The organism is Bradyrhizobium sp. USDA 4506, from assembly GCF_054058795.1.
Window position 1 is genome coordinate 2,642,706 of record NZ_JBSSBM010000002.1, and the last position, 17,545, is coordinate 2,660,250.

18 protein-coding genes are annotated in these 17,545 nt (G+C 63.6%); 11 read left to right on the forward strand and 7 right to left on the reverse strand.

The window, feature by feature from the left end:
- The first annotated feature begins 104 nt into the window (after positions 1-104).
- On the forward strand, positions 105-1,454 hold the full coding sequence (locus ACVIHF_RS14550) for an IS701 family transposase (RefSeq protein ID WP_225648232.1): 1,350 nt from the start codon (positions 105-107) through the stop codon (positions 1,452-1,454).
- Positions 1,455-1,651: 197 nt separating this feature from the next.
- Here ACVIHF_RS14550 and ACVIHF_RS14555 read toward each other — a convergent pair whose 3' ends face one another.
- On the reverse strand, positions 1,652-1,924 hold the full coding sequence (locus ACVIHF_RS14555; RefSeq protein WP_456780598.1) for a GNAT family N-acetyltransferase: 273 nt from the start codon (positions 1,922-1,924) through the stop codon (positions 1,652-1,654).
- A 101-nt stretch (positions 1,925-2,025) separates the two neighbouring features.
- Here ACVIHF_RS14555 and ACVIHF_RS14560 point away from each other — a divergent pair, with 101 nt between their 5' ends.
- The 4 genes from ACVIHF_RS14560 to ACVIHF_RS14575 all read left to right on the forward strand — a co-directional run bounded on the left by ACVIHF_RS14560 (position 2,026) and on the right by ACVIHF_RS14575 (position 6,283).
- Positions 2,026-2,970, forward strand: a complete 945-nt coding sequence (locus ACVIHF_RS14560; protein WP_456780597.1) for a tetratricopeptide repeat protein — start codon at positions 2,026-2,028, stop codon at positions 2,968-2,970.
- Between the two features lie 180 nt (positions 2,971-3,150).
- The gene (locus tag ACVIHF_RS14565) at positions 3,151-3,552 is read left to right on the forward strand and encodes an SPW repeat protein (protein ID WP_253608690.1); all 402 of its coding nucleotides are present in this window, start codon (positions 3,151-3,153) and stop codon (positions 3,550-3,552) included.
- Positions 3,553-3,762: 210 nt separating this feature from the next.
- Positions 3,763-5,403 carry an acyl-CoA synthetase gene (locus ACVIHF_RS14570; protein ID WP_076828728.1) on the forward strand — a complete coding sequence of 547 codons (1,641 nt, stop codon included), beginning with the start codon at positions 3,763-3,765 and terminating at the stop codon, positions 5,401-5,403.
- Between the two features lie 4 nt (positions 5,404-5,407).
- A complete protein-coding gene (locus ACVIHF_RS14575) occupies positions 5,408-6,283 on the forward strand; it encodes a PCC domain-containing protein (RefSeq protein WP_456792188.1) in 876 nt (291 codons plus the stop codon).
- A gap of 312 nt (positions 6,284-6,595) precedes the next feature.
- On the opposite strand, the gene ACVIHF_RS14580 is transcribed toward ACVIHF_RS14575, so the two are convergent.
- Entirely contained in the window at positions 6,596-6,919 is a 324-nt protein-coding gene (locus tag ACVIHF_RS14580; RefSeq protein WP_253608688.1) for a hypothetical protein, read from the reverse strand.
- A gap of 83 nt (positions 6,920-7,002) precedes the next feature.
- Between ACVIHF_RS14580 and ACVIHF_RS14585 the strand changes: the two genes are divergently transcribed.
- The 5 genes from ACVIHF_RS14585 to ACVIHF_RS14605 all read left to right on the forward strand — a co-directional run bounded on the left by ACVIHF_RS14585 (position 7,003) and on the right by ACVIHF_RS14605 (position 10,589).
- Positions 7,003-7,770 (forward strand): AAA family ATPase, encoded by a 768-nt coding sequence (locus tag ACVIHF_RS14585; RefSeq protein WP_253608687.1) that lies wholly within the window; start codon positions 7,003-7,005, stop codon positions 7,768-7,770.
- Between the two features lie 158 nt (positions 7,771-7,928).
- Positions 7,929-8,468: an SRPBCC family protein gene (locus ACVIHF_RS14590; RefSeq protein WP_057018515.1), complete on the forward strand. Its 540-nt coding sequence runs from the start codon at positions 7,929-7,931 to the stop codon at positions 8,466-8,468.
- A 102-nt stretch (positions 8,469-8,570) separates the two neighbouring features.
- Positions 8,571-9,509, forward strand: a complete 939-nt coding sequence (locus ACVIHF_RS14595; RefSeq protein WP_253608686.1) for a YVTN family beta-propeller repeat protein — start codon at positions 8,571-8,573, stop codon at positions 9,507-9,509.
- Positions 9,510-9,770: 261 nt separating this feature from the next.
- Complete coding sequence (locus tag ACVIHF_RS14600; protein WP_229158910.1) at positions 9,771-10,103, forward strand: PRC-barrel domain-containing protein; 333 nt, start codon at positions 9,771-9,773, stop codon at positions 10,101-10,103.
- A gap of 117 nt (positions 10,104-10,220) precedes the next feature.
- On the forward strand, positions 10,221-10,589 hold the full coding sequence (locus ACVIHF_RS14605; protein ID WP_253608685.1) for a VOC family protein: 369 nt from the start codon (positions 10,221-10,223) through the stop codon (positions 10,587-10,589).
- Positions 10,590-10,628: 39 nt separating this feature from the next.
- Here the strand turns inward: ACVIHF_RS14605 and ACVIHF_RS14610 are convergent, their stop codons facing one another.
- From ACVIHF_RS14610 to ACVIHF_RS14630, 5 genes are all read right to left on the reverse strand, one after another.
- Entirely contained in the window at positions 10,629-10,991 is a 363-nt protein-coding gene (locus ACVIHF_RS14610; protein WP_375167086.1) for an HNH endonuclease, read from the reverse strand.
- A 76-nt stretch (positions 10,992-11,067) separates the two neighbouring features.
- Positions 11,068-11,439, reverse strand: coding sequence for a hypothetical protein (locus ACVIHF_RS14615; protein WP_253608684.1), 372 nt, complete (start codon positions 11,437-11,439; stop codon positions 11,068-11,070).
- A gap of 13 nt (positions 11,440-11,452) precedes the next feature.
- Positions 11,453-14,440 carry an excinuclease ABC subunit UvrA gene (gene uvrA / locus ACVIHF_RS14620; protein WP_057018510.1) on the reverse strand — a complete coding sequence of 996 codons (2,988 nt, stop codon included), beginning with the start codon at positions 14,438-14,440 and terminating at the stop codon, positions 11,453-11,455.
- Between the two features lie 351 nt (positions 14,441-14,791).
- Positions 14,792-15,451 (reverse strand): outer membrane protein, encoded by a 660-nt coding sequence (locus ACVIHF_RS14625; protein WP_253608683.1) that lies wholly within the window; start codon positions 15,449-15,451, stop codon positions 14,792-14,794.
- Between the two features lie 256 nt (positions 15,452-15,707).
- Positions 15,708-16,454 (reverse strand): outer membrane protein, encoded by a 747-nt coding sequence (locus tag ACVIHF_RS14630; RefSeq protein WP_137480818.1) that lies wholly within the window; start codon positions 16,452-16,454, stop codon positions 15,708-15,710.
- Between the two features lie 448 nt (positions 16,455-16,902).
- Between ACVIHF_RS14630 and ACVIHF_RS14635 the strand changes: the two genes are divergently transcribed.
- Positions 16,903-17,397: a single-stranded DNA-binding protein gene (locus ACVIHF_RS14635; RefSeq protein ID WP_057018508.1), complete on the forward strand. Its 495-nt coding sequence runs from the start codon at positions 16,903-16,905 to the stop codon at positions 17,395-17,397.
- The last annotated feature ends 148 nt before the right edge of the window (positions 17,398-17,545 follow it).

The following is a 17,545-nucleotide window of genomic DNA, read 5'->3' on the forward strand; positions in this document are numbered from 1 at the left end:
CTAGAGCCCCGTTCCGCTTCCATCGGAACGGAACGGGCTCTAGCACTACTTTGGCAGATTGTTGATTTTGCCGCGTTTTATAGGATTCCCGAATCAATTTTTCAATGATTCATGGGTGGTCGGCTCTTGGAGGGCTGACCATGCCGAGATGGGAAGACGAACTCGAACGCTGGCTAATGCCGTTCTTGGACCGGCTGGGTCATAAGACCCGGCAGCGGATGTGTCCTCTGTATGTTGCGGGATTGATCGGTCCGGGCGATCGCAAGAGCGTTCAGCCGATGGCGGAACGCCTTGCCACGAGCAACTACGACCAGTTGCACCATTTCATTGCGGACGGTGTCTGGGATGCGACGCCGCTGGAGACGGAGCTGCTCAACCAGGCGGACCGACTTGTCGGCGGCAGGGATGCGATGCTGGTTATCGATGACACCTCACTTCCCAAGAAGGGTGAGCGATCGGTCGGTGTTGCGGCTCAATACGCGTCGGCTCTCGGTAAAACCGCAAATTGCCAAACGCTGGTGTCTTTAACGCTTGCACGCGGCGAAGTGCCAGTGATGGTCGCGTTACGTCTCTTTCTGCCTGACAGCTGGACAAGCGACATGTCTCGTTTGAAGCGCGCTCGCGTGCCAGTCGAACACCGAACGCCACGGTCCAAGCCGGAGATCGCTTTGGCCGAGATTGACCGCGCGATGGCAGCCAACATGCGCTTTGGATGTGTGCTGGCGGATGCAGGATACGGCCTCAGCGCACCGTTTCGACAAGGGCTAACAGAGCGCGGGCTGACCTGGGCTGTCGGTATCCCTCGGCACCAGAAAGTGTATCCGGTCGATGTGAAGCTCATTTGGCCGATCACCAAAGTCCGTGGCAAACCACGAAAGCACCACGTGCCCGATATCTTATCGATTGCGGCCGAACAAATGCTGGCCAGCGCCAAATGGAAAACCCTGAGTTGGCGTAGCGGGACGAAAGGTCGGCTCAAAGCTCGATTTGCTGCTCTCCGTGTCCGCACCGCCGACGGCCCTCCGCAGCGAATATGGGATAAAGGTCAGCAGCATCTCCCAGGCGACGAAGCCTGGCTCATTGGTGAGCAACGTGCCTCCGGGGAGAAGAAATACTATCTCGCCAATCTTCCGGCGGCGACGGATCTGCGCACGCTGGCCGCCACCATCAAGGCACGGTGGATTTGTGAGCAGGCGCATCAACAGCTGAAGGAGGAGCTTGGACTTGATCACTTCGAAGGGCGGTCATGGCAAGGTCTTCATCGCCACGCCTTGATGACAATGATTGCCTACGCCTTCCTGCAACATCGTCGCCTCGCATACGCGGGGCGGAAAAAAAAGAATCAACGGGCCTCCGCCTCAGCCAACCATGCCAGCCGTACGTCACGCCATCGTCGATCTCATCCTTCGGCCGCCGCCTCAGCAGTGCCCATATTGCCGAAAGGAAATCCCTGAAAAACAGCGGCGAAAACACAATCTGCCAAAGTAGTGCTAGTGTCCCGAATCCGAAGTTCGCATCATTTGCCGCACCTTCGGAGCGAACTTCGGATTCGATAAGGACACTAGCAAACTTATGATTCTAGTGTGCTTTATGAATGCGAAGTTCGTGAAAGTGGCTGCCGCGAAATCGCACGAACTTCGCATTCAGCACACTAGCCGGCAAGGTCCGCGTATTCCGGATGCTTGTTGAGGTAATCAACCACGAAACCGCAGCCGGCGATCACCTTGCGGCCGTCGGCGCGGATCAGCTCCAGCGCACCCTTGACCAGCTCCGATGCGATGCCGCGGCCGCGCAGGGCGCGCGGTGTCTCGGTATGGGTGATGATCACGGCCGCGGGCGTCCGCCGGTAGTTCGCAAAAGCGAGGCCGCCCTCGGTGTCGAGCTCGAAGCGGTTTTGGTCCTTGTTGTCGCGGACGGCGGCCATCGCAAAATCCCGGGTTGATTTACAGGCCCTGATGTAAGCGTGTGAACCCGCCGGTGCAAAGCCGCGACCAACCCGCAAATTGGCATTTGTGGATTGACGATATGCGCATTTTGGCCTGCCTGACCGCCGTGTTGCTCGGCGCCGCGTTGACGCTTCCAGACCCGCCGCAAGCCGCCGCCGCCGACGATCCGAGCTGGCAGACCTGCGTCGGCCTGACGACGGCACCCGGCGACCGCGTGTCCGCCTGCACCACGGTGATCGACGGCAAGACCGAGACCGGCAAGCGGCTGGCCGGGGCGTATTGCAATCGCGGCCATGGGCTGACCGAGAAGCGCGAGCTCGATGCAGCGCTCGCCGATCTCAACGAGGCCATCAAGCTCGATCCCGCCTATGCCTGCGCCTACACCAATCGCGGCCGCGTCTACGCCTTCAAGCGCGATCTCGATCATGCGATTGCCGATTACGACGAGGCGATCCGCATCGATCCGGCGCTCGCGCTGGCCTACAACAATCGCGGCGATGCCTGGCTCAACAAGGGCGATCTCGACCGCGCGCTGGCCGATCTCAGCCTCGCCATCAAATACAATCCGCAGCTCGCCACCGCCTATGGCAATCGCGGCTTCGTCTACTACCGCAAGCGCGACGCGGCGCATGCGATCGCCGACTTCACCACCGAGATCAAGCTCGAGCCCAACGTGCTCGCCTACATCAACCGCGGCAATGTCTATCGCGATACCGAGCAGCTCGATCGCGCCGCCGCCGACTATGGCGAGGCGGCGAGGATCGCGCCGACCGATGCGCGCGGCTGGCGCAACCGCGGCATGATCCGTCTCTTTCAGGGTGACAACAAGGGCGGACTCGCCGATTACGACAAGGCGCTGCAATACGATCCGACCGACGTCTATTCCTGGAATAATCGCGGCCAGGCCAAGCTGCGGCTCGGCGACAAGAAGGGCGCGGCGGCCGATTTCCGCAAGGCGCTCGAGCTGCAGCCCGATTTGCAGAGCGCCAAGGGGGCACTGGCGCGGCTCGGTGGGGCGCGGTGACATCTTGCCGGCAACGATCGCTCCCGTCGCGTCTCACGCACGGGGGATAGGCCTTGCGGATGGATGCAGTTCGATTACGTTTGATGACAGACATACGCCCCTGATGCGGCTGGATGGTCGTCTGGTACGGAGTGGCGGAGCCGGCCGCCGACGTATGCCTCTTGTCGGAGGAGGTTCGTCATGTCGGACAATCGTTTCTTCAACACACACCGTCCCTGGGAGGACTGGCTCGGCATGCTGCTCGGCGTGCTGATCATGGTCTCGCCCTGGTTTCCGATGCAGGTGAGCGGCGCCGTCGATATCGAGCGCAGCCACCTCGTCCTCAACAGCTTCATGGTCGGCATGCTGGTGCTCGGCATCGCCCAGCTCGAATATGTCGCGCTGCACCGCTGGGAGGAGGTGGCCAGCATTCTGCTCGGTCTCTGGCTGATGGCATCGCCCATGGTCTTTGGTTACGCCGAGGACCACGCGCTGCAGTTCTGGCACATCCTGCTCGGCGCGCTGGTCGCCTTTATAGGCGCGTTGCAGCTGTGGCAGGACTGGAACCTGAGCGAGCAGGAACTTGCCAAGCACCCGCAGTAGTGGGCTGGGCAGAAAACAACGGGTTGACCGCCGCCGGCGCGCGGTATCATCGGGCCGCGCCCGGCGGGCCTTGCCGAAGGCGGCGGCTTGGCGATAAACCGGGCGGTACCAATCCCTTGCGGCGCTTGAAGACGCCCGGTTCTGACCGAGGAAACACCCGATGATCGTCCTGACCTTGCCCTGTCTGTTGTGCGTATCGGCGGGGCGGCAATGAGCGGGACGGCTGCTGCCGCGCCGCGCGGCGGGATCGCGCGGGTGTCGCGCCGGGTGATGAACCTCGCCTACATCCTGACACAGAACGCCCGCCGCCACGGCGATCGCCCCGGCTTCGTCTGGAACGAGAAGGCCTGGTCCTGGCGTCACATCGACCAGAACGTCTCGGCGCTGGCGGCGGCATTGGCGGCGCGCGGCATCGTCAAGGGCGACCGCATCCTGGTGCATTCCAAGAACTGCGACGAGATGTTCTGGTCGATGTTCGCGGCCTTCCGGCTCGGCGCGGTCTGGGTGCCGACCAATTTCCGCCTGATGCCGGACGAGGTCGCCTATCTCGCGGCGGCCTCCGGCGCCAAGGCGTTTCTGTGCCACGCCGACTTCCCCGAACATGCCAAGGCAGCCGCCAATCCCGCGCTCGAATTCGTCTGGCAGATCGGGGAGGAGGGCACGTTCGGCGAGGCGACGCTCGGCGACGTCATCGCCAAGCACGCCGGCGCTGTGGTCGAGAACGTTGCCGTCGACTATGACGATCCCTGCTGGTTCTTCTTCACCTCCGGCACCACCGGCCGCTCCAAAGCCGCGGTCTTGACCCATGGCCAGATGGCCTTCGTCATCACCAACCATCTCGCCGACTTGATGCCCGGCACCACGGAAGAGGACGCCTCGCTGGTGGTGGCGCCGCTGTCGCATGGCGCCGGCGTGCATCAATTGGTGCAGACCGCGCGCGGCGTGCCGACCATCCTGCTGCCGTCGGAGAAGTTCGACATCGCCGAAGCCTTCCGGCTGATCGCCAAGCATCGCGTCAGCAACATGTTCACGGTGCCGACCATCCTGAAGATGATGGTCGAGCATCCCGCCGCCGACCAGCACGACCATTCCTCGCTGCGCTACATCATCTACGCCGGCGCGCCGATGTATCGCGAGGACCAGAAGGCGGCGCTGAACAAGCTCGGTGGCGTGCTGGTGCAGTATTTCGGTCTCGGTGAGGTCACCGGCAACATCACCGTGCTGCCGCCCGGCCTGCACGATCCCGAGGACGGGCCGCATGCGCGGATCGGCACCTGCGGCTTCGAGCGCACCGGGATGCAGGTCTCGATCCAGGGCGACGATGGAAGCGAGCTGAAAGCGCACGAGACCGGCGAGATCTGCGTGATCGGTCCCGGCGTGTTCGCGGGCTACTACGACAACCCCGAGGCCAATGCGAAGGCGTTTCGCGACGGCTGGTTCCGCACCGGCGACCTCGGCCACATGGACGAGGAGGGCTTCGTCTACATCACCGGCCGTGCCTCCGACATGTACATCTCGGGCGGCTCCAACATCTATCCGCGCGAGATCGAGGAGAAGCTCTTGACCCATCCCGCGGTCGGCGAGGTCGCGGTGCTCGGCGTACCCGATCCCTTCTGGGGCGAGGTCGGCGTCGCCGTCTGCGTCGCGCGCGAGGGCGCCGAGGCGGTCGCGGAGGCGGAGCTTGCCGCCTATCTCGCGCCAAAAGTGCCGCGCTACAAGATGCCGAAACGCTTCTTCTTCTGGGAGGCGCTGCCGAAGTCCGGCTACGGCAAGGTGCCGAAGCGGCTGATCCGCGACGAACTCGAGGCGCGCGGATTGCTCGAGGTGATCGCCAAATCGACGGGAGCGTGAGGCGATGCGCAGCATCGCCCAGCCTGGCGCTCCGCATCCAGAGCGCATCCAATGGGTCAGCGCGCGCGGCCGCGCCTTTTCATTCGTGCTCGAGGCCGGCATTCCCTTGCTCGAAGCCGTGCGCCGCGGCTTTGCGGCGGAGGGCTTTTGCAGCGGCGTCCTGAGCGCGAAAAGCGGCGCGCTCGGGCCGTTCGCCTATGTGATGCCGGCGCTGTCGAAGGATGGCGTCAACGCTGCGTTCTACAGCGACACGTTCCGTCTCGACGGCGTGACGCGGCTCAAGCTCGCGGCGCTGACCTTCGGCGAACGCGACGGCGCGCCGTTCTTTCATTGCCACGGCCTGTGGACCGAAGCCGACGGCCGTTTCAACGGCGGCCACATGCTGCCGGACGAAACCATTGTCGCCGAGCCGTTCGAGGTGAACGCGTTCGGGATCGACGGCGCGACGTTCCTGGCCGAAGCGGACAGTGAGACCAATTTCAAGCTGTTCGGTCCCGTCGCCAGCGCGCCGCGTGGGGCCAGGACCACGAGCCATGCCTTCGCGCTGCGGCTGCGGCCGAACCAGGATTTTGCCTGCGCGCTGGAAGGCTTCTGCCGCCAGCACGGCATCCTGCGCGCGCGGCTGCATGGCGGCGTCGGCTCGACCATCGGCGCCGTCTTCACTGACGGCCACAGCGTGGTGCCGTTCGCGACCGAGCTCGCGGTGACCGCGGGCGAGATCGCACCGGACGCGGATGGCCGGCTGCATGCAGAGCTCGACATCGCACTGGTCGACTATCTCGGCGGCATCGCCGAGGGACGCCTGGTGCGCGGCGACAATCCGGTGCTGATGACGATGGAGCTGGCGCTGGAGGTGTTGGAGGAGGCGGAGCAGCCGTAGGGGCGGGCGCGTTCTCCCGGCGGTCGTCCTGGCGTTCGCCGGAGCCGATATCGCGCCGCGGCCTCCGCTGTCGTCCCTGCGAGAGCAGGGACCCATAACCACAGACGTTCGTTGTCGAAGCGAGCTGTGGCTCCAGCGTCGTGCACTATTGACCTTCGGTGGTTATAGGTCCCGGGTCGCGCTTCGCTTGCCCGGGACGACGCCTAATCTGTTGCGCGATCTGCGAGTCACACATCCGCATTCTCGCGACATGAATTGTCCGAGGTTTGCCGCCTTTGCCGCCTTCTCTTGACCAGAGGGCGCAGGGGCCACTCACCGCCGCTTGCGGACATCGATGTTGATGTCGAGGTCGATGGCGCTGACGCAGGTCTGCTCGGTGCGGTGCGATCCGCCCTCGTGCCAAGGACCGTTGCGCAGGCTGATGTCGGTGACGTGAGCGAGCCGCAGGCAGCGCCATTGCGGCAGTTGGCCCGAGCTCGAGCCGCCGAACTGCCAGGCCAGCACGACCTCCTCACCGCTCTTGTTGTGGCCGATGATGTGCGGGCAGAGTTCGCGCGGCCGGCCGTCATAGATGCAGACCGCTTGCTGTTCGTTGAGGATCGCCTTGCGGAAGAGGGCGTAAGCTTTGCTAGCCATGGGACATCCGGCCATCTAGGATTGCTGCGGGCTCCTATCATATAAACTGGGCCACCCGCCGTTGTTTCCCCGGATCCGCGCCGATGGCCAGAGGACGACACCGCCCGATCAACATGCCCGCGCCATATCTGAGGCGCGTCTGGCTCGATCCCGAGCGCATTCCCAATCGCAACGCATATCCGTTCGCGCTGCCGCTGCTGCGCGACGAATTCGAGCTCAGCTTCGACATGGCGATCACCATCATCGTCGGCGAGAACGGCACCGGCAAGTCGACACTGCTCGAGGGGATCGCCGTGATGGCCGGCTATGATGACGCCGGCGGCGGCAAGGGCTATCGCGCGGTCGACCACGGCAATGCCGTTGAGAAGATGGGCGGCTCGCTTGCGTCGGCGCTGCGTGCCAGCTGGCTACCTAAGATCACGAATGGCTGGTTCTTCCGCGCCGAGAGCTTTTTCTCGGTGGCGCGCTACGTCGACGAGGCCGCGCTGGATGTCGGAGACGTGCCGCCGAACTTCCTGTCCTATTCCCACGGCGAGGGCTTCCTGCGCTTCTTCAACGAGCGTTGCCAGCGGCAGGGCATCTTCATCTTCGACGAGCCGGAATCCGCGCTGTCGCCGTCGCGGCAGATCGAATTCCTCAAATTGTTGCACCGGATGAACGGCACCGGCCACTGCCAGGTGATCATGGCGACGCATTCGCCGATGCTGATGGCGTATCCGAACGCGACGCTGTTGCGGGTTACCAAATGTGGGCTGGAGCCGGTGGGCCTGAAGGACACCGATCACTACCGGCTGATGCGCGAGTTCTGCGACGATCCGAAAGGGTTCGTCGAGGCGGCGATCGAGGAGTGAAACCGCTGACCGGCAGGCTTGCCTCCCGGGGAAGCCGCCGGCCGCGACTTCGCTCTGGTGCAAGAAGCAGGTTGCCGGTCTAGTCTAGAACCTCCAATCATAAACTGCGGCATGCGCCAGGCGGCGCAGGGCCGACAGACATCGGGAGAGGACCAAGGATGAGGCGGACGATCGCACGGACTTTCGTGGTGGTGGCGGCATTGGCCGTGTTGGGGGCCGCCTGGGCCCATGGGCCGACCCGCCAGAAGGTGCGGGAATCCATCGAGATCGATGCGCCGCAGGCCAAGGTGTGGGCGGTGATCGGCAATTTCCAGGACATGAGCTGGCTTGCCGGTGTCGCCAAGACCGAGGGCGAGAAGGGCAACGAGATCGGCGCCACACGGCGGCTGACACTGGCGCCCGGCATTACCATCGACGAGGAGCTCTACAAATACGAACCAGAGATGATGAGCTATTCGTACCGGATCACGGCGGTCGACGTGAAGGTGCTGCCGGTCACCAATTATTCCTCGACGCTGACGGTGTCGCCGGCGCCGGACGGCAAGTCGAAGCTGGAATGGGCCGGCGCGTTCTACCGCGGTTTTCCGAACAATGATCCGCCGCCGGAACTGAGCGACGAGGCCGCGGTGAAGGCGGTGAGCGGGCTCTACAAGGCCGGGCTCGAAGCGCTGAAGAAGAAGATCGAGAGCGGGACCTGAGCATGATCCGGAAAAGTGCGAAGCGGTTTCCGACAAGATCATGCTCAAAACGAGGGGCTAAAGCGCGATGATGGTTTGTCCCAATCTCATCGGGCTTTAGCCGTGCGCGCGATTGCGCTCGTCGCGCTGCTTGCCAGCCTCGGCGCCGCGCATGCCGAGGAGGCGTTCGTCACCAACCAGCTCAGCGACGACCTCACGGTGGTCGATCTCGCGACCTCGAAGCCGGTTGCGACCATCGCGATCGGCGGCAAGCCCGCCGGCGTTGCCGTCAGCAATGACGGCCGCTTCGCCTATGTGACCAGCCCGGATGCCAAGGCGGTCACGGTAGTCGACGCGCCGGCGCGAAAGGTGGTAGGCCGGGTCGATGTCGGCGGCGGGCCGCTCGGCATCGCGGTCGCGCCCGACGGCGCGACGGTCTATGTCGCCGACTGGTACGCCGCCGCGGTGCGGGTGATCGATGCCAGAGAGCGGCGTGTCGTCGCAAGTATCGCGGTCGGTGCATCCCCGTCCGGGCTGGCGGTGACGCCGGATGGGCTGCTGCTGCTGTCGGCGGATCGCGACGATGACAGCGTCTCCATCATCGACACCGCCTCGCGCGAGCGGAGGGGGATCGTGAAGGTCGGGAGTCGGCCGTTCGGTGTCACCATCGATGCCGATGGCAAGCGTGCCTACACCGCCAATGTCGGCACCAACGACGTCTCGGTGATCGACGTCGCAACCGCGCGCGAGATCGGCCGCGTGCATGTCGGCCTGCGCCCCTACGCGGTGGCGCTGGCGCAGGGCCGCGGCTTCGTCACCGACCAGTATGACGGCAAGGTCAGCGTGTTCGACCTCGCGACGTTGCAGCCCGTGAAGCGGATTACGGTCGGCGATTACCCCGAAGGCATCGAGGCGACCGCCGACGGCAAGCGCATCCTGGTCGCGAACTGGGAAAGCAACACGCTGAGCGTGATCGACGCCGCCGAGATGAAGGTGATAGGCGAGGTCAAGGTCGGCGACGGCCCGCGCGCGTTCGGGGCATTCCTGAGACGGACGGAGTAGGGGGAAGGTGCGTGGGGTGTCCCAAAATATCGAAAACAACCCCATGCAAAGGAGCAGGCTGCCGCCGAGACTCGGAAAAGCGACTTGACGCGTCGGGCAAATCAGCGGTACGTTTTTATTATTCCGAAATTGTGCAAGCGTCCGCCGCCGCAGGATAGAGCCAACCGCGCCCTGCGACGTGTCGCCGAGCTGCGACCCATTGGCTCACCAGCGCGACAGGCCTATATTATCAGACAAACGCCAGGAAACAGGGAGGATGCCATGCATCATACCTTGGTGCCCAGTGACCGGGTCGAGCACGTCTGCGTCTTCGGGCGCGACGGGACGAAACTTGGGTCGATCGAGCGGCTGATGCTCGACAAGGTGAGCGGAACGGTGGCCTACGCCATCATCAAGACCGGCGGCGTGCTGAGCACCCACCACCACTATCCCGTCAGATGGACCGCGCTGCGATTTGATCCTGTGCGGCAGGCCTTCGAGGCCGAGGTGACGCTGGATGATCTGCGGTCAGGACCCTCCGAATTCGACGGCGACGAATTCGACTGGGGCGACCGCTCGCGATCCTACACGCACCCGAATTATTGGGCGGTGTAGCAGAGCGGTTGAGAGACCGTAGCCCGCATGAGCGAAGCGACATGCGGGAGCGGTCAACTTGTTCGGCTGATAGACCCCGCATATCGCTCCGCTCATGCGGGCTACTAAGTCAGGCACATGACCCAATTCAAGTCCGCAGGCTGGCCTTCCGTCATACCGCGAATTGTCACCCGCGACCTCACCGGCTTGGCCAGATTTCTTCGAGACGTTTTCGATGCGCAGGGCGAAGTCCGCTCCGGCGCGCCAACGGAAATCCGGATCGGAGACTCGATCATCCTGATCAGCGACGGCGGAGGCGTGCGCGAGGCGATGCCGGCCTTTCTCTACGTCTATGTTCCGAACGTAGACGAGACCTATCGGCGGGCGATCGCGGCAGGCGGTGAATCCATCGAGATACCCGCGGATATGCCGTATGGCGACCGACGCGCGACGGTCCGGGATGCCTGGGCAAACGTCTGGCAGGTCGCCACCTATCGCGGGAAGTGAGGACCGTAGGGGCAAGCCACCACTATTGGGCCAACAGCACTACGCTTGTTGCGCACTCGGTTGATTGCGGCGACGTCGTGCTGATGCCATCCGTCGATCAGTGCTGGTTTGTATTCCAGAGAGAAAGCCGACGCGGCGGTAGTTTGCAACTCCCTTTCGGAAGCTAGCTAGCTGAGCAGCAACCGGGTCGTCAGGCGTCAAATATTGAAAAAGACTGGGATCATGGTGAGGTTCTAGACCGCCGTGACACGTGTGACAAAGAGTAATCAAATTTCTCAGATCAGTGACGCCGCCCTTTTCCCATGGTCGGATATGATGCACATGAAGCACAACGTCCTCGCAATCGTCAGGACGTCGCCCGCAAATGCGGCAACGTCGCCTGTCACGCGTTAAAACCTGCATTCTTACTTTTGGCGTCGGCGCTCGCCGAAAAGCAGTTTCGGGCAGTAGACCAGGCGAAATGAATCCGGTCGCGCCGTCATGGATCGAACGTCCGGCCCTTCCCAAGAGACGAAGAAAAATGGACCGTCCCAGAGATTCTTCCAGTAGAGCGTTTCCGGCCACCAATCAGGAAGAGACACAACTCGTCGGGTGTATGAACAACAGCATAGGGCTGATGTGCATGCCTCCAAAGCTCCACGAACTGTGGGTAAACGAGACGCGCAGTTCGGAGCTCTTCGCGTCGGTCTTCGTCTGACCAGCCCACCCACTCAGTCTGCGTTCCAAAAATAACCTTGCCATCGTCGTCTGCCGTCAGCGTAATCGCGAAATAGAGACAGTCAGGACGAACCGCCGTTAGCGCATTCAGCCGATCATCGAGACCCTTCTCTTTTGGATCGCGCGTGTCCACGTACAGGTCCTTTTTACTCCGCCGCCTCGCTCGCTGAGCTCTTCCTCGGCTTGCTGTTCGCCTTCTTCAGCACCGGAGCCAGGAACTTGCCGGTGTAGCTGCGCGGGGCCTTGACGATGTCCTCGGGCGGGCCCCAGGCGACGATCTCGCCGCCGCCGTCGCCGCCTTCGGGGCCGAGGTCGATGACCCAGTCGGCGGTCTTGATGACCTCGAGATTGTGCTCGATCACCACCACCGTGTTGCCCTGGGCGACCAGCTCGTGCAGCACCTCGAGCAGCTTGGCCACGTCGTGGAAGTGAAGGCCGGTGGTCGGCTCGTCCAGGATGTAGAGCGTGCGGCCGGTGGCGCGCTTTGACAATTCCTTGGCCAGCTTGACGCGCTGGGCTTCGCCGCCCGACAGCGTCGTCGCCTGCTGGCCGACATGGATGTAGTCGAGGCCGACGCGGTGCAGGGTCTGGAAGGTCTCGCGCACGCGCGGCACCGCCTTGAAGAACTCGGCGGCTTCCTCGACCGTCATGTCGAGCACGTCGGCGATGCTCTTGCCCTTGAACAGGACCTCCAGCGTCTCGCGGTTGTAGCGCTTGCCCTTGCAGGTGTCGCAGGTGACGTAGACGTCCGGCAGGAAGTGCATCTCGATCTTGATGACGCCGTCGCCCTGGCAGGCCTCGCAGCGGCCGCCCTTGACGTTGAAGGAGAAGCGCCCGGGCTCGTAGCCGCGCGCCTTCGCCTCCGGCAGGCCGGCGAACCATTCGCGGATCGGCGTGAAGGCGCCGGTATAGGTCGCGGGGTTGGAGCGCGGCGTGCGGCCGATCGGCGACTGGTCGATGTCGATGATCTTGTCGATGTGCTCGAGGCCCTCGATGCGGTCGTGCGGCGCGGCGCCTTCGCTGGCGTTGTTCAGCTTGCGGGCGATGGCGCGGTACAGCGTGTCGATCAGCAGCGTCGACTTGCCGCCGCCGGAGACGCCGGTCACGCAGGTGAACAGGCCGAGCGGGATTTCGGCCGAGACGTTCTTGAGGTTGTTGCCGCGCGCGTTGACGACCTTGATGGTGCGCCGGTGGTTCGGCGGCCGCCGGTCGGGCACAGGCACCGACAGCTCGCCGGTGAGATACTTGCCGGTCAGCGATTTCGGGTTGCGCATGATCTGGTCGGGCGTGCCTTCGGCGACGATGTGGCCGCCATGCATGCCGGCGCCGGGCCCGATGTCGAGCACGTAATCGGCGAGGCGGATGGCATCCTCGTCATGCTCGACCACGACCACGGTGTTGCCGAGGTCGCGCAGCCGCTTCAGCGTGTCGAGCAGGCGGGCATTGTCGCGCTGGTGCAGGCCGATCGACGGCTCGTCCAGCACGTAGAGCACGCCCGTGAGGCCCGAGCCGATCTGCGAGGCGAGGCGGATGCGCTGGCTCTCGCCGCCCGACAGCGTGCCGGAGGAGCGCGACAGCGTCAGGTAGTTCAGGCCGACATCGAGCAGGAAGGTCAGGCGCTCGCGGATCTCTTTCAGGATGCGCGTCGCGATCTCGTTCTGCTGCGCGTTCAGCGCCTCCGGCACCGTCTCGAACCATTCGCCGGCGCGCTTGACCGAGAGCTCGGAGATCTCGCCGATATGCTTGCCGCCGATCTTAACGCACAGCGCCTCGGGCTTCAGCCGATGGCCGTTGCAGCCTTCGCAGGGCACGTCGGAGAAATACTTGCCGAGCTCCTCGCGCGCCCACTCGCTCTCGGTTTCGCGGTAGCGGCGGTTGATGTTGGTGATGACGCCCTCGAACGGCTTCTTGGTGTCGTAGGAGCGGACGCCGTCCTCATAGGAGAACTTGATCTCGTCGTCGCCGGAGCCGTGCAGCAGCGCGTTCTGGACCTTCTTGGTGAGGTCCTTCCACTTGGTGTCGAGCGTGAACTTGTAGTGCTTGCCGAGCGCGGTCAGGGTCTGGATGTAGTAGGGCGAGGACGATTTCGCCCAGGGCGCGATCGCGCCCTTGCGCAAGGTCAGCTCCTTGTCGGGGATGACCAGGTCCTCGTCGATATGCTGCTCGACGCCGAGGCCGCCGCAGGCCGGGCAGGCGCCATAGGGGTTGTTGAACGAGAACAGGCGCGGCTCGATCTCGGGGATCGTGAAGCCGGAGACCGGACAGGCGAACTTCTCCGAGAACAGGATACGCTCGGGCCCGCTCTTGTCGTGGATCTTGGCGGTCTTCTTCTTGTCCTCTTTCTTGTCGTCCTGCGCTGCCGCCGCCGGCGCATCGGCGTATTCGATCACGGCGAGGCCCTCGGCGAGCTTCAGCGCGGTCTCAAAGCTTTCCGCAAGGCGCTGGGCGAGGTCGGGACGCACCACGATGCGGTCGACCACGACGTCGATGTCGTGCGGGAATTTCTTGTCGAGCGCGGGCGCTTCGGACAGTTCGTAGAAGGTGCCGTCGATCTTGACGCGCTGAAAGCCCTTCTTGAGATACTCGGCGAGCTCCTTCTTGTACTCGCCCTTGCGGCCGCGCACGACCGGCGCCAGCAGATATAGACGGGTGCCTTCCGGCAGCGCCAGCACGCGATCGACCATCTGCGAGACGATCTGGCTCTCGATCGGCAGGCCGGTGGCCGGCGAATAGGGCACGCCGACGCGCGCCCAGAGCAGGCGCATGTAGTCGTAGATCTCGGTGACGGTGCCGACGGTGGAGCGCGGATTCTTCGACGTGGTCTTCTGCTCGATCGAGATCGCCGGCGACAGGCCGTCGATCTGGTCGACATCCGGCTTCTGCATCATCTCGAGGAATTGGCGCGCATAAGCCGACAGCGACTCGACGTAGCGGCGCTGGCCCTCGGCATAGATGGTGTCGAACGCGAGCGACGATTTGCCGGAACCGGACAGGCCGGTGAACACCACGAGCTTGTCGCGGGGAATCTCGACGTCGATGTTCTTCAGATTGTGTTCGCGCGCGCCACGGATCGTGATGGCGCGCGATGAGGAGCCGGCGTTCTGTTGGCGCTTCGCCTTGAGCACTTCATCCATAGCGACGGTTCCGGGCGCATGCTTGGGCGCCTTTTGGGCGCGCATCGCCGGTGATGCCGGGACCTTGCGCCGATGGGGTGTGAAGGCTGGAACGTAGGAAGAACGGCCGACAATTTCCAGTGCTGAGTCGCGTCCATCAACGGATAGTTTGCCTGATGGCAGCAGCCGTCAGCAGGGCCGGTTCCGCTAAAGCCTTTCCCCCGTTCCGATGGAATCGGAACAGGGGCTCCAGATTCCTGCTTTGACCCGTTTTCTTTCCGCGAGCCGGAATCCGCTTCGCTCGAAAACGCTCTTACGCAAAAAGGCCGGCGCGAGGCCGGCCTTTCGGTGCGTTCTGATCGCAGATCAATCTTAGTACTTGGCGACGATCGGGCCGCCGAAGTGATAGTTCACGCCGAACTGGGCGCTGTGCAGCTCGAGCGTACCGGAGGGCACGCCGAAATAGTTCTCGCTGTCGAGGCTGCGATACAGGTATTCGCCCTTGATCGACCACTGCGGGGCGATGAAGGCTTCGACGCCGGCGCCGACGGTCCAGCCGGAGTGGAAGTTGCTCTGCGAGGCGGTCACGCCGAGCGCGGTGACGCTGACCTCGTTGTTGGCCCAGGCGTAGCCGCCGGTGCCGTAGAACAGCACCTTGTCGACGGCGAAGCCGAGGCGGCCGCGCACGGTGCCGAGCGAGTCGATTTTGCTGCGGGCGGTGACGCCGAGCGTCGAGACCGATGCGTCGATGTCAGCGCCTGCAGCGTCGACCTCGAGGCCGTACACGATGTTGCCGGCCTGCCAGTTGTAGCCGATGGTGCCGCCGCCGAAGCCGCCTTCCATGCTCGGGGTGCCGGAGTTCTCGCTGGCGTAGCCGCCGAAGCCGCCGACGTAGAAGCCGGTCCAGTTGTAGATCGCGGCCGGCGCCGGAGCCTTCACGTAAGGCGCGCGTGCCGCCATGTCGGCGGCCATTGCCGGTGCAAAAGCGCTCAGTGCAAACATGCCGGCCGAGGCCAGCAAAACAATCCTCATTTTCAAAGTCCCAGTCCCATTTTCTTGTTGTCCCTTCAGAGATCTTGAAGAGAGCGTCACAGCAGTGTCGCGTGACGTGCTGGTGCTTCTACAGAGAAATGCCGGAACGTGTGTATCCGCGAAACCACAACGCACCGAAAACGGCCCCGGTGAGGTGCGCGTGCACACGCAACGAAAAAGCCGGCGCACAAACAGGCGCAAACAAAAAGGCCGGCGCGAGGCCGGCCTTTCGTCTGGATCAATCGGCCTGGCGCGATCAGTAGCGCGCGACGACCGGGCCACCCCACTTGTAGTTCACGCGGACGGTGACGAGGTCGACGTCCTGGCGATCGCGGATGGTGCTGTTCAGCGTGCCGTTGGGAGCGATCAGGTTGTAGGTCTTGTCCTGCATGAACAGGTGGTCGTATTCGATGCCTGCGGTCCAGTTCGGCGCGAAGCCGACTTCGATGCCGGCGCCGACGGTACCGCCCCAGCGGGTGTCGCTGGCGCTGCCGACGAGCACACCGGTCGGCGTGAAGTAGGTGTTGAAGCGGTTGTCGGTCAGTGCCGCGCCGCCCTTGGCGTAGAGCAGCACGTTGTTGACGGCGTAGCCGATCTGGCCGGTGAACAGGCCGAACGCGTCGATCTTGGACTGGTTGGTGAACAGGCCCGGGAAGATCGCGCTGTTGTTGCTGCCCTTCAGGTCAGCCCAGTCGCCCTGCGCTTCAAGGCCGAACACCCAGGTGCCGGCCTGCCAGCGATAGCCGATCTGGCCACCGGCGACGCCGCCGGTTGCATCATGGCAACCATCTGATGCGAGGAAGATGCCGGCCGGGAGCTGGTCCCAGCAATTGTGGCTCGAGCCCCAGCCGCCGTTGGCGCCGATGTAGAAGCCGGTCCAGTCATAGATCGGGGCAACCACTGGCGGCGGCGCCTTGGTGTAGGGGCGCGCAGCGAGATCGGCAGCCGCGGCAGGCGCAGCAAACGCAATCAGAGCAACCGTACCGAGCAAAAACTTCTTCATTATCAATCCCCCAGCACCCCGATCGGCTTCCAAACGGTCCCGAAGCACGATCCCAGACGCGAGCGCCCGCGCCATGGTTGGAGCTATACGCTGATTCAACCGCAAACGCAGTCTCCCAAATGCAACACTCGCGGGAGAAGTATCGATAAGGCAAGCTGCTGATTTGTTTGTTGTTTTTCTAAATCTTGCTGCCGAGCGTCGGCCTGCGCCGAGATCGACTGCCGCTCTGACGGCACTGGCCGCTTCTACGGCTGGTTGTGGCGAACAAAACTGGAACGATGCCGGATCCGGTGCTATATCCCGATATCCGTGGATAACCGCGCGACGGCAAAGGCGACGAGCCGGCACCGGCGTATAGGGTCATCCACGACGCCTGCGACGTAAGTGGCGAAGGTTGAGAGTGGCGGCCGAATGTCCGGACGCCCGGTTTTTGAGTGGAGATGATGCGATGGCAGGAAGCGTGAACAAGGTGATCCTGGTGGGAAACCTCGGCAAGGATCCGGAAATCCGGCGGACGCAGGACGGCCGTCCGATCGCAAACCTTTCCATCGCCACCTCGGAAACGTGGCGCGACAAGGGCACCGGCGAGCGTAAGGAAAAGACCGAGTGGCACCGCGTCGTGATCTTCAACGAGGGCCTCTGCAAGGTCGCCGAGCAGTATCTGAAGAAGGGCGCCAAGGTGTACATTGAGGGTCAGTTGCAGACCCGCAAATGGACCGACCAGAGCGGCGTCGAGAAGTACTCGACCGAAGTCGTGCTGCAGGGCTTCAACTCCAACCTCACCATGCTCGACGGGCGTGGCGGTGGGGGCAGCAGCTTCTCCGATGATGGCGGCAGCGATTTCGGCTCGGCCGGACCGGTCAGCTCAGCGCCGCGCCGCGCCGTCGCCGCGGGTGGTGGCAGCAGCCGCAACAGCGACATGGACGACGACATCCCGTTCTGAGGAGTGGTCGCGCTTCCATCGATTCCGTCAGGCGCCGTTCCGTGAAGATCGTTCTCCGGATCGGCGTCCTGATTGCGGGGAGGGATGTCTTCGTGTGGATTATGAGGATAACCTTGCACTCGGCTGATCTCATTTGAGCATTGACAGG